This window comes from Mesorhizobium sp. M0968 (assembly GCF_040319065.1).
In the GTDB taxonomy this organism is placed as follows: domain Bacteria; phylum Pseudomonadota; class Alphaproteobacteria; order Rhizobiales; family Rhizobiaceae; genus Mesorhizobium.
Genome location: NZ_JAMYNL010000017.1, coordinates 62,653 through 74,165, shown reverse-complemented (window position 1 = coordinate 74,165; position 11,513 = coordinate 62,653). Strand labels below are relative to the sequence as shown.

Here is an 11,513-nt window from a genome sequence, read left to right as displayed (position 1 = left end):
TATAACCGAATCTCAACCAAGAGAAAGGAACCCGCAGATGCTGGAAAAACAGCAGCCGTTTGACCCCAAGCCGGTTCTCGACCTGATCGCTAACATCGAGGCGGACTTGCAGCGCCTGAAAGGGCTGGTCGAGCAGCAGGTCGAAAAATTTGATCCCGCCAATCCGCATAACAAGGCTCCCGACGGCAAGTTGACCGAGGAGGGCGTCGAGTGCTGCTATCGCCTGTTCGACGAAGGCAAGTCGCGCTATTCGGTCGCTCAGCAGATGAAGATCTCCTTCGCCGCTGCCACCCATCGCTTCAACACCTGGCGCAAGATCGGCGGCCCCAAACGGCAAAAGACGCTGTTGGGGTGAGGGGCGGCCGGCAATGCCGGTAAATCGGCAGCGATTTGTCGAAATGACGAGTGCATGGCGGAGGGCGGAGGAGAGGTGGGTGACAGTCACGCCCACTCCTGCCTCCAAGTCGAATTGTAACGGTCACATTTTTTCATTGGTGCGCGGCTTCCCTTTCCGTGCACCATAGGCCGTCTCATCTCTTGCAGGACCCAGCCATGATCACCCCTCCCGGCATCGCCGATATTCACAGTGCAGCAGCGCGATTGTCCGGACTGATCGTCGAAACGCCGCTGATCGAATCGCCGGAGTTGAACAATCGCTTCGGCGCCAGGATCCTGTTCAAGCCGGAGACGTTGCAGCGCACCGGCTCGTTCAAGTTCCGCGGTGCATACAACAAGCTCTCCTCGCTCTCGGCGGAAGAACGCGCCTGCGGCGTCGTCGCCTTCTCGTCGGGTAATCACGCGCAAGGCGTTGCCGCCGCAGCGGCGATGTTCGGCGTCAAGGCCGTCATCGCCATGCCCGCCGATGCGCCGGCGATGAAAGTCGGCAATGTCAGGAAGATGGGCGCGGAAGTGATCACCTTCGACCGGGTCCGCGACGATCGCACTGCCGTCGTCCGTTCTTACGTGGAAAAGGGCATGGTCCTGGTGCCGCCCTATGACGATCCGGCCATCATCGCCGGCCAGGGCACGATCGGCCTCGAATTGATGCGCCAAGCAAGAGCGCTTGGCGTCAGCCTCGATGCGGTAGTGGTTCCCTGCGGCGGCGGCGGGTTGAGCAGCGGCATTTCGATCGCGGTCAAGGATGCCCCGCCGGGCACCGCCGTCTGGGCCGTGGAACCTGAGCATTTCGACGACACACGCCGCTCGCTGATCAAAGGCGCCAGGGTGTCGAACGCGCCCGGCCACACCTCGATCTGCGATGCCCTTCTCGTCGCCGAGCCGGGCGCCATCACTTTCGAGATTAACCGCAAGAATCTCGCGGGCGCCATCGCCGTTTCCGACAAGGCGGTGGCACAGGCGATGCGCGATGCGATGGCTTGTCTGAAGCTGGTGGTCGAACCCGGCGGTTGCGTCGGCTTGGCCGCGCTGTCGTCAGGCGAGATCGACCTTGCCGGGAAATGCATTGCCGTGGTGCTCTCCGGCGGCAATGTCGATCTCAGCACCTATGCCGAGATCATTGCTGCCAGCTAAGATAGCAACCAATTCCAGGTCATGTGCCGGTTCGAGGCGCTCGAGCCTCCGTTGCGCCCAGCCGAACCGGTACCCTTCAAAGACTGAGATCAATGAAACTGTTCTTCAGCCGCAATCCCAATCCTCGCCTCGCGGTCGCGGTGGCACGGTATCTCAACGCCAAGGTCGAGTTTGAATTCGCCTCTCCCTTCGCTCCGGGCCAGGCCGAGCGATTTCGGCCGCTCAATCCAAATCTTTCATTGCCCATCCTTATAGGTTCGGGAAAAAGCCTATGGGAGGCCGACGCCATAGCCTGTCGGCTTTCGCGCGATATGCATTCGGATTTCTGGCGCGCTGGCGACGACGAGCCCGAGATGATCCGATGGCTGAGTTGGGGGAAAGAGAACTTCGCAAGAGCCTGCGATGTCGTGCATTTCGAACGCGGGACCAAACAGCGCTATGGGCTCGGCCCGATCGATCAGGCGCGGGTTGAGGAGGGCCTGAGCGACTTCCGCACGGCCGCTGCCATACTTGATGCCGAGCTTTCTGAGCGAGAATGGCTGGTTGGCGCTTCGGTTTCCTATGCCGACTTTCGAATGGCGACGTTTCTGCCCTTCAACGATGTCGCCCGATTGCCGCTCGATGACTATCCCTCTGTCAGTCGCTGGTATCTTGAACTCGAAGAAATCGACGCCTGGCGCGATCCCTTCGAAGGGCTCAATGCGCCTGAATTGACACCGGTCCCGGGCCAGGCCAAGTCCGTGTAAATCTCGATCACTTGCACAAGCGGATCGAGTTCGACCCTAATCCAGCGTCCGGCGGAACCGCACCAGCGCAATACCGGCGAACAGCGCCACGAACACCACCAGCCAGCCGATTTCCGTTGCCACCGCCGGCAGCTCGGCGCCCTTCAGCATCACCGCGCGGATGATGCGCAGGAAATGCGTCAGCGGCAGCACCTCGCCGAAAATCTGCGCCCAGTCCGGCATGCCGCGATAGGGAAACATGAAGCCGGACAGCATGATCGACGGCAAGAAGAAGAAGAAAGTGAGCTGCAGGGCCTGCATTTGCGTGCGGGCGATCGTCGAGATCGTGTAGCCGAGCAGCACCAGCGCCAAGACGAAGATAAGGACCGCCGTCAACAGCAGCGACATCGACCCGGTGAAGGGGATGGCAAACAGAAGCTTCGAGGCTGCCAGCACCACCAGCACCTGCACGGCGCCGACCGCCAGATAGGGCAGCACCTTGCCCAGCATTATCTCGAGCGGGCTGGACGGCATCGCCAGAAGGTTCTCCATCGTGCCGCGCTCGGTCTCGCGCGTCAGCGCGATCGAGGTCATCATCACCATCGTCATCTGCAGGATGACGCCGAGCAGGCCGGGCACGATGTTGTATTGTGAGACGGCTTCCGGATTGTAGCGCCGGTGCACCACCACCTGGAGCTGGCCCCGGGCAGCTTCGGCCGCCGTCTCCTGCATACCGCGTGCCCTGAGCAGCGCCTGATTGGCGACGGTGCCGAGCGTCGAGATGGCGCCGCTGGCGACGGCCGGGTCGGTCGCATCCGCCTCGATCAGGATCTGCGGGCTGTCGCCGCGCTCGACCCGTCGGGCAAAATCGGCGGGAATGGTGACGACGAAGGCGACGTCGCCGCGCGCCATCAGGAATTCGGCTTCGGCGGCACTTTGCGCAACATGGTCGAAGCGGTAATAGCCGGTGGTCTGCAGCGCCGAAACCATGGCTCGCGTGTAAGGATCGCTGCTCATCGTCACCAGCGCTGCCGGCAGGCTCTTCGGATCGTTGTTGATGGCATAGCCGAACAGCACCAGCTGCATCAGCGGTACGCCGAGCATCATGGCGAAGGTGATGCGGTCGCGCCGCATCTGGATGAACTCCTTGATCAGCAGCGCGCCTAGCCTGGCGAACGAAAAGATGCTGTCTATCCCATTTTTCATCCCATGTTGTCCTTCGAACCGGACATGAACTGGATGAACACATCTTCCAGGCTGGTCTCGCCGGGCGTCACCGTAACGCCCTCGTGCTCTTTCTCGACATCGGCGAGCGCTGCCTGAAGTGCCGTCCTGTCGGAGCCGACGACATGCAGCGTCGCGCCGAACGGCGCCACCTGGTCGACGCCGGGGCGGCCATGAAGTGCGGCAGCGACCTGATCGAGCCGTGGCCCTTGCAGGACGAAGGTGGTCAGCCCGGCATTCCTCACCACGTCCTCGACCGTGCCGGTGGCCAGCATCTTGCCGTAGGAGATGTAGCTGATGCGGTGGCAGCGCTCGGCTTCGTCCATGTAGTGGGTGGAGACCAGCACGGTCAGGCCGCCGCTCGCCAGCCGGTGGATCTCGTCCCAGAATTCGCGTCGCGCTTTCGGGTCGACGCCCGCCGTCGGTTCATCGAGCAGCAGCAGTTTCGGCTTGTGCATGATGCAGGCGGCCAGCGCCAGCCGCTGCTTCCAGCCGCCGGACAGGGTGCCAGCCAACTGGTTCCTGCGCGATGTCAGGCCGAGCCCCTCAAGCGTCTTAGCAACGTGCTCGTCGAGCGGCGTCAGCCGGTAGAGCCGTGCCACGAATTCGAGATTCTCGCCGATCGTGAGATCTTCGTAGAACGAGAATCTCTGCGTCATGTAGCCGACTTCGCGTTTGATCCGCAGGCTGTCGGTGCGGATGTCGAAGCCCAGAACGGTGCCTTCGCCCTCATCCGGCGTCAGCAAGCCGCACATGATGCGGATGGTCGTCGTCTTGCCCGAGCCGTTCGGCCCGAGGAAGCCGACGATCTCGCCCTCGGCCACAGCCATAGTCACATGATCGACGACGGTCTTGTCGCCGAAGCGTTTGACCAGGCCGTGCACGTCGATGACGTTCATTTTCCGATGTCCGCCAGATCGACGTCGACGATCTGCCCGGGCTGCAATGCGCTGGCGTCGCCCTCCGGCCGCGCTTCGACCAGATAGACCAGCTTTTGCCGGGTTTCGAGCGAGTAGATCACCGGCGGCGTGAATTCCGGATCCGGCGACACGTAGCTGACGCGAGCCTTCACGCCCGATCCGCAGCCGTCGCAACGGACGTTGAGCAGCGTGCCGACGTCGACCGAGGAGAACGCGCTTTCCGGCACATAGACGCTGAGCTTCACCGCGCCATCCGGCAGCATGGAGATGACCGGCGCGGTCGGCCCGGCCGTGTCGCCAGGATAGCGGATGACATCGTTGACCCGGCCGGGCGAGGGCGCCGTCAGCACGCGCTTCGACAGCCGCCATTGCGCTTGCTCCAGCGCCGACTGCGCCTGCCTGACCTGATTGTCGGCGGCCTTGATCGTCTCCGGCCGTGCCGGCAGGCCGCCGACGGCGAGATTGGCCTCCGCCTGGCCGACCTGCGCGTTGGCCGTCTCCAGCGTCGCGGAAGCCGTGTCGTAGTCGGCCTGTGTGCCGGTGCCGCGTTTGAACAGATCGCTGGCGCGGATGTAACGGCGTTTGGCGTCGGCGGCTTGCGCCTTGGCCATGTCGAGCTGCGCCTTGAGCACCGCAATCTCTTCAGGCCGCTTGCCGACCTGCAGGTCGGCAAGTTGCGCCTGGGCCTGCGCAAGGGCCGCCTCGGCTTGTGCGATGGCGATCTTGGCGTCGGCGTTTTCCAGCGTCACCACCGGCGTGCCGGGCGCGACGCGGTCGCCGCGCTTGACCGCAATCGTCTCGACCTGCGCCACCTCGATCGGCGCGAGCAGGACGTAGTCGCCCTCGACGTAGCCGACGGCGAGCGGTGCTGCCGGCGCGCAGGCGCTGAAAAGCTGGGCGGCAAGCGGCAAAGAACAGAGCAGGCTCATGATCCACGATCCTTTCGGGCAGCCAAATCGCGCCGAGCCAAAATCGCGCTGAGATTATCCGTCACCACCGCCGCGATCTTTCCGGCCTCGTCATTGCCGATCTCGCGCCAGCCCATGCGGCGCATAACCGCCTCGCGGCCGATGCGGAAATAGACGACCTGGCCAATCAGCGTGAACACGGTGAGTTTTGTGCGCTCGCTCTCGGCCGGCTCGCCCGTCGCCTGTTCCCAGATCAGGCAGAGCCGGTTATGCGCCGGTTCGAACACGCCGTCATAGATACGGTCGAGCGCCGCGGTAGGATGCGACAGCTCGCGCAGGACGAACTGTACAATCTCGCCGGCTTCCGGCCTTGCCGCGATGAAGGCGACCATCCGCTCCAGTGCGACGGCTAAATGTGCCCGCGCGGCCTCGGTGTCGGCCAATGCCGCGACCGGCGCCTGCAGATTGCCGATCGCCTGGCCGGCAACGGTCTGGATGGTGTCGACGATGTAGTCGGCCGCCGCGTTGCGGAGCCCTTCCTTGCCGCCGAAATGATAGGCGATCGAGCCGATATTGGCCTTGGCCTCCGCCGCGATCTGGCGCGTCGAGGTGCCGTCGAAACCTTGCCGTCCGAACAGTTTCAACGCCGCGCGGACAAGTGCCGCCCGCGTCATATCGGCGGCGGTCTTGGGCGCCTCATGAGGAAGGCCGCTGGCGCTGGGCGATTTGATCATGGCCAACAATTTAATCAATCGAATGATTAAAGTCAAGTGCGGTCAAGCGGCTTGCCAACTCTGGCCGTGCGCGCTTTAGTGCCTGGCCATGGGCAAGGAAATCGAGCGTAAATTCCTGGTCTCAGGTGAGGAATGGCGGGCAATGGTCGAGGCGGACATTCATATCCGTCAATTCTATCTTGTCGCCGAACCCAGCCGTACGGTTCGTGTTCGCATCAGCAACGATGCGGCCGCCAAGCTGACGCTCAAGTTCGGCAGCCAGGCACGCGAGCGCGATGAATTCGAATATCCGGTACCTTTGGCGGAGGCGCAGGAGATGCAGGCCTTTGCCATCGGACATGTCATCGAGAAGACACGCCACCATGTTAAACATCGCGGCTATCGCTACGAAGTCGATGTCTTCGGCGGGACGCTTGCGGGGTTGGTGATCGCCGAGCTCGAGACGCCGGATGATATACAGGACGAAATGCTGCCACATTGGCTCGGCCGTGAAGTCACCGGCGAGCCGAGATTTTACAACGCGTCGCTCGCCCTTGGGGGGATTCCGGAGATCGTCGCATGAGCTTTCGTATCGATCCGCGCATGTCGCTGACCGGAGAGGTCAGGCGCATCCTCGCCGAGGAGATCGGCAAGGTGATCGACCATCTGAACGCGGCGCGTGACAGGCCCGAACCGGGGCTGCACAAATGCCGCAAACGGCTGAAGAACGTCCGCGCCTTGCTGCGCCTTGTCCGTTCCGGAGACGAAACATTCTGCGTGACGGAGAATCAGTGCTACCGCCAGGTGGCGGCCCTGCTTGCCGGCCCGCGCGAGGCGACCGCGCTGGTCGAAACAATCGACCGGCTGGCGGCAAGCTTTCCCGAGCAAAGTGCCGGCGATGGCCTCGGTGCCGTCCGTGACAGGCTCGTCGCGCGCCAGCATGAACTGCATGGCGGAGGAGGCCTCGATGCTGCGATAGGCGCGGCGATTTCCGCTTGCGAGGAAGGTGTCGCCCGGATCGACAAGCTCGCTCTGCCCGACAAGCCGGAGCAGGCTGCCGACGTGCTCGCCGAAGGCGCGCGCACCACTTTGCGCCGTGCCAGGAAAGCGCTGGACAAGGCGGCTTCGCGCGGCGAAGCCGATGACTTTCACGACCTGCGCAAGGCGGCCAAGACGCATGGCATGCACCTGTCGCTGCTCGGCCGGCTGTGGCCGACGCCGATCAAAACGCGGCGCAGGGCCGTCGACGAATTGGGCGAGCGGCTCGGCGAGCTGCACGATGTGTTCGTCATGCGCGCGCTTCTCGATGCCGAGGACCAGCCACTCGGTCCTGCTGAAGAGACGCGGTTGCTTGCCAAGCTGCTGAAGCGTTCGGAAAAGAGCCTGAAAAAGACCTGCCTCGCCGAGGCGGCCGAGCTTTTCGGCGACAGCCCGAAGCGCTCGACGAGGAAGTTCGCCCGTAAGGCGCGCGAAGATCTCACAGTTGCGCACGAAGACGCCGGCACGCCTGGCGTGGGCTGATCATGGTCTAACTTGCCGCCCTGTGGTAATCGCCGTCTGGCATGACCGAGCCCGGCGACACGCTTCTGGACCGACTTGGCCGCTGGCTTGCCGGCCGGCTGCAGGAGGAATCGTCCGGCTACGAGCCTTACACGCCGTCGGACGCCGAAACGTTGCGCCGCACGCTCGAGCCCGGCGACATCCTGCTCATCGAAGGCAACCAGAAGATCTCGGCGGCGATCAAATACCTCACCCAGTCGACCTGGTCGCATGCCGCCTTCTATATCGGCGATGCATTGCCGGAGCCGGAGGACGGATCGGAGCGGCGGCGCCTGATCGAGGTCACGCTCGGCGATGGCTGCATCGCCGTGCCGCTGTCGCGCTATCGCAGCTACAACACCCGCATCTGCCGGGCGAGTGGCCTGGCTCCGAACGATCGCGAAGCGGTCGTCGCGTTCATGATCGGCAGGCTCGGTCTCAGATACGATCTCAGGAACATATTCGACATGCTGCGCTACTTCTTGCCGACGCCGCCGGTGCCGGTGCGCTGGCGCCGCCGCATGCTGGCTTTCGGTTCCGGCGACCCGACGCGCGCCATCTGCTCGTCGCTGATCGCCGAGGCGTATGGCCTGATCCGCTACCCGATCCTGCCGGAGATTACCCGGGCGCCTGGCCGTGCCTCGGCCCAGTCGAGCTTTTCGCGCAGGGAAATCCTGCACATCCGCCATCACTCGCTCTACACGCCGCGCGATTTCGACCTGTCGCCCTATTTCCGTATTGTCAAGCCGACGCTGGAATACGGCTTCGACTACCGGCAGATGGTCTGGGATGACAAGGTGGCGAACAAGACCGCCGAATAGCCGCTCGATCTTGTGTTTGAGCAGGGGACCTTCTGAGAACCGGTTTGCGGCCGATACTCAGGGGTAAGAAGCTCAGTCAGACTGGCTGCCGCCAACAGCCCGGACTCGGTCGTTCTGCATTTTGACCTAGGCCGGCAGACGTCGTCCGTTTGCGGCAGCCGCAACTCGATCGTCCGTCCGTGCGCCTGCGTCGCGCGGATGCGGCCCGATCGGCATGATCACCGGGAACGGCGTTGCGCCGAACGCAAACGTCCATTTGTAGCCGACCAGTCGGTCTTCAGGCGTCGTGTGCTGGTCGTGATGAGCAAGCAATTTGGCGCGCTCCGCCAATTCCTCCGCCTCGCGCCTGACCATTTCCGCCGTTTCCGGCCGCATCCGCCTGGAGAAGCTGACGAACGTCGACTCGCGCTCAAGATGGGTGATGGCCCAGCCGATGAAATTCTTGTTGGTCGTCTCGAACAGCGGCCGCAATGGCCCCTCGAAATTCCACTGGATCGGCGCCTCGATCAGCAGCCTTGCCGACAGGCCGCGACCGAGTGCGACCAGGCCGAGTTCCTCGAGCTCGCGCAGATAGAGGAACATCGAAGCCTCGCTCAGCCCTTGTGAGCGCATGATGCCTTCGGGCGTGAATTTCTCGGAAAGCATGACAAAGACGAACAGCAGTGCCGGCCGCCCGGCGAGCGTGCGCTCGATCTCCGGCGCGATCTGGTTGGCGGGTCCTGGTCCTCTGTTCATAGAGCCGAGCACGTTCTCCAACTCTACGCCGGCGGCAGTGCAGATCTCCATCAGCCGGTCGAGCTTGCAGTTGCGCTCGTGGAAAATGCGCTTCACCGTCGGCTCGGAAACACCCATCCGCTCGGCAAGGACGCGATAGGTGATGCCCTTTGCCTTAAGCGTCCGCTTCAGCGCTTCGAAGATCAGGCCGTTCATGGGATGCACCTCTTTTGCACGATTTGGTATCAGCCTTCGGTACTAGTCCTGATAGCTCTTCCCGAAAAGTATCGAAAGGCCTAGCTCTCCGCCAGTCCATTGCAGGAGACTAGCCATGAAGAGCCTCTTCACCTCGATGCTTCTCGCCCTGGTCGGCATCGCCGCCGCGCCGGCAGTTCAGGCCGCTGAACTCTGGCGCACCGGCGGCCTCGAGCAGCCTGAATCGGCGCTGTTCGACGCCGCCGGCCAGCGCGTTATCGTCTCGAACATCGTCGGCAATCCCGGCGAAGCCGACGGCAACGGCTATCTGTCGATCCTGTCGATGGACGGCAAGCTCGTCACGCAACACTGGACCGACGGCATGGACGCGCCCAAGGGCATGGCGATTGTCGGCGGCAAACTCTACGTCGCCGACCTCACCCATGTGCGCGTCGTCGACCTCGCAAGCGGCAAGCTAACATCGACGATCGACGTGCCGAACGCGGTCTTTCTCAACGACATGACCGCCGACGCATCCGGCAAGGTCTACGTCACGGATATGCTTGCCGATACGATCTATCGCATCGACCGCGACCGGCCCGAACTGTTCGTCAGGGATGCGGCGCTTGCTTCGCCGAATGGCATCTTCGCCGATGGCGGCCGGCTGATCGTCGCTTCCTGGGGCAAGGGCATCAAGCCCGACTTCAGCACCGCGGAGCCGGGCGGCCTGCTCTCGGTCGATCTTGCTACCAAGGCCGTTTCGCCACTGACTGGCGCGGAAAAGTTTGCCAACCTCGATGGCGTCGTTGCCATCGGCGGCAGCATCTACGCCACTGCCTATATGACCGGCACGCTCTACCGCTACAAAGCCGGCAGTGCGCCGCAAGTGGTTGCGACGTTCAAACCGGGCAGCGCCGACATCGGCACCGACGGCAGGTCGACAATCTTCGTGCCGCTGATGAACGAGGGCGAGGTCTCAGCGTTGGGCCTCGACTAAGCCGGCAGTTGCCAGCTCAGGCGGCGGGCGCGGCTTTCCTCAGCTGCGCCCGCGATCCGTGATCGAGGCGGCATAAGTCACCAGCGGCCGCTTGACGCCGTGGGTGATCAGCATGCGGCGTATCTGCGGCGAAGCGCCTGATATAATGAAGCGAACGCCGGCGCGGCTCGCCTTGTGGGCCGCACCCTCGATGACATTGGCCGCCGTTGAATCGAAGAACGGCACCGCCGAACAGTCGAGGATGAAGTTCCTGCGCTGGCGCGGTCGGCGACGTCTTCCTGCACCAAGGATTGATCGTCTGCCTCCAAACATGCGGCACTCTTTGCCAGCCGATGCGCTGTCATGCTACAAACCTCGGCATCGTTGGCTGGACATCCACTGCGACCCCGATTTCACAGACACGACTTCAAAAGGATGAGCCGGTGAAGATCTTCAAAGCGTTGGCGACCTCGACAGCCTTGCTGTCGATGGTTTTCCTGCTGGCAGGCTGCGGTCATGGCCTGATCAACAGGCTGATTTGAGTCAGGTGCCGTCGGCCCGCCCAAGCCATCGCTGCAGGAACCGTGCCGCAAGCCAGCACAGCATCGCCCAGGCAAAGCCGGCGCACCAGCCGGCCAATACGTCGGACGGCCAGTGGACGCCGAGATAGATGCGGCTGATGCCGACCACCACCGTCGTCAGCACCGCCAGCCCGAGTACATAGATCTTCGTTGTCCGCCCGGGCAAAAACCGCGCCGCCATGCTGCCCAGCGTCAAATATGTCACCGCCGACAGCATGGCGTGGCCGCTCGGAAACGAAAGCGATGCCACATCGGCGAGATGCGAGACCAGATCGGGGCGCGGCCGGTCGATGTCAAATTTCAGCACGCTTGACAGGAGCTGGCCGCCCGCTACCGCGACGAACATGAGAAGCGCCGCGCCTGGCCTGCGGATAAGGAGCAGATAGACGATCATTGCTGCCGTGATCAGCACCAGTACGCTGGCGCTGCCGAGGCTGGTGATGTCGCGCATCGCCCCTTCCAGCCACGCCGGTCCGATCGGATTGTCGGGCTGCCCGGCCTTGCGGAAGGCAAGCAGGATTTCGGTGTCGAAGGCATGCGGCGTGGTGGCCCGCGCCAGCTCCATCAGCTCCTCGAACCCCCACAGCCCGCCGGCAATGACCAGCCCGGCCAGCAGAACCGGGAACTCCAGCCAGTTGCGCAGTCTGCTTGCAATCTTCTTCATCGG

The 11,513-nt window shown here is 63.3% G+C and carries 13 protein-coding genes and 1 pseudogene; 7 read left to right on the top strand and 7 right to left on the bottom strand.

Going from position 1 to position 11,513, the window contains the following annotated elements; translation table 11 throughout:
* The first annotated feature begins 37 nt into the window (after nt 1-37).
* The 3 genes from NKH67_RS24240 (at nt 38) to NKH67_RS24230 (ending at nt 2,276) form a co-directional block, all read left to right on the top strand.
* Nucleotides 38-355: a hypothetical protein gene (locus NKH67_RS24240; protein ID WP_352451855.1), complete on the top strand. Its 318-nt coding sequence runs from the start codon at nt 38-40 to the stop codon at nt 353-355.
* Between the two features lie 197 nt (nt 356-552).
* Nucleotides 553-1,530, top strand: a complete 978-nt coding sequence (locus tag NKH67_RS24235) for a threonine ammonia-lyase (RefSeq protein WP_352473596.1) — start codon at nt 553-555, stop codon at nt 1,528-1,530.
* A gap of 92 nt (nt 1,531-1,622) precedes the next feature.
* Complete coding sequence (locus NKH67_RS24230) at nt 1,623-2,276, top strand: glutathione S-transferase family protein (protein WP_352473598.1); 654 nt, start codon at nt 1,623-1,625, stop codon at nt 2,274-2,276.
* A 36-nt stretch (nt 2,277-2,312) separates the two neighbouring features.
* Here the strand turns inward: NKH67_RS24230 and NKH67_RS24225 are convergent, their stop codons facing one another.
* From NKH67_RS24225 to NKH67_RS24210, 4 genes are read right to left on the bottom strand one after another with little or no spacing between them, the layout of a single operon-like run.
* Entirely contained in the window at nt 2,313-3,449 is a 1,137-nt protein-coding gene (locus tag NKH67_RS24225) for an ABC transporter permease (RefSeq protein WP_352473617.1), read from the bottom strand.
* Between the two features lie 8 nt (nt 3,450-3,457).
* The gene (locus NKH67_RS24220; RefSeq protein ID WP_352473600.1) at nt 3,458-4,378 is read right to left on the bottom strand and encodes an ABC transporter ATP-binding protein; all 921 of its coding nucleotides are present in this window, start codon (nt 4,376-4,378) and stop codon (nt 3,458-3,460) included.
* Complete coding sequence (locus NKH67_RS24215; RefSeq protein WP_352473602.1) at nt 4,375-5,328, bottom strand: HlyD family secretion protein; 954 nt, start codon at nt 5,326-5,328, stop codon at nt 4,375-4,377. Before NKH67_RS24215 ends, NKH67_RS24220 begins: the two co-directional genes overlap by 4 nt.
* A complete protein-coding gene (locus tag NKH67_RS24210) occupies nt 5,325-6,041 on the bottom strand; it encodes a CerR family C-terminal domain-containing protein (RefSeq protein ID WP_352473604.1) in 717 nt (238 codons plus the stop codon). The genes NKH67_RS24215 and NKH67_RS24210 overlap by 4 nt, the downstream gene beginning before the upstream one ends.
* Nucleotides 6,042-6,129: 88 nt before the next feature.
* Between NKH67_RS24210 and NKH67_RS24205 the strand changes: the two genes are divergently transcribed.
* The 3 genes from NKH67_RS24205 to NKH67_RS24195 are packed head-to-tail and all read left to right on the top strand — an operon-like array spanning nt 6,130 to nt 8,380.
* Nucleotides 6,130-6,603: a CYTH domain-containing protein gene (locus NKH67_RS24205; RefSeq protein ID WP_352473606.1), complete on the top strand. Its 474-nt coding sequence runs from the start codon at nt 6,130-6,132 to the stop codon at nt 6,601-6,603.
* Complete coding sequence (locus NKH67_RS24200) at nt 6,600-7,541, top strand: CHAD domain-containing protein (RefSeq protein WP_352502682.1); 942 nt, start codon at nt 6,600-6,602, stop codon at nt 7,539-7,541. The genes NKH67_RS24205 and NKH67_RS24200 overlap by 4 nt, the downstream gene beginning before the upstream one ends.
* A gap of 41 nt (nt 7,542-7,582) precedes the next feature.
* On the top strand, nt 7,583-8,380 hold the full coding sequence (locus NKH67_RS24195; RefSeq protein WP_352472849.1) for a C40 family peptidase: 798 nt from the start codon (nt 7,583-7,585) through the stop codon (nt 8,378-8,380).
* Between the two features lie 126 nt (nt 8,381-8,506).
* On the opposite strand, the gene NKH67_RS24190 is transcribed toward NKH67_RS24195, so the two are convergent.
* The gene (locus NKH67_RS24190; RefSeq protein ID WP_352472848.1) at nt 8,507-9,310 is read right to left on the bottom strand and encodes a helix-turn-helix domain-containing protein; all 804 of its coding nucleotides are present in this window, start codon (nt 9,308-9,310) and stop codon (nt 8,507-8,509) included.
* Nucleotides 9,311-9,425: 115 nt separating this feature from the next.
* On the opposite strand from NKH67_RS24190, the gene NKH67_RS24185 reads away from it, so the two are divergent.
* Nucleotides 9,426-10,286, top strand: a complete 861-nt coding sequence (locus NKH67_RS24185; RefSeq protein WP_352472847.1) for an SMP-30/gluconolactonase/LRE family protein — start codon at nt 9,426-9,428, stop codon at nt 10,284-10,286.
* A gap of 39 nt (nt 10,287-10,325) precedes the next feature.
* Here the strand turns inward: NKH67_RS24185 and NKH67_RS24180 are convergent.
* Together NKH67_RS24180 and NKH67_RS24175 are read right to left on the bottom strand one after the other, a co-directional pair.
* Nucleotides 10,326-10,550 (bottom strand): annotated as a pseudogene (locus NKH67_RS24180) (sodium-independent anion transporter); the annotation flags it as partial.
* 258 nt (nt 10,551-10,808) lie between these two features.
* Nucleotides 10,809-11,510, bottom strand: coding sequence for a phosphatase PAP2 family protein (locus NKH67_RS24175; protein WP_352472846.1), 702 nt, complete (start codon nt 11,508-11,510; stop codon nt 10,809-10,811).
* Between the last annotated feature and the right edge of the window lie 3 nt (nt 11,511-11,513).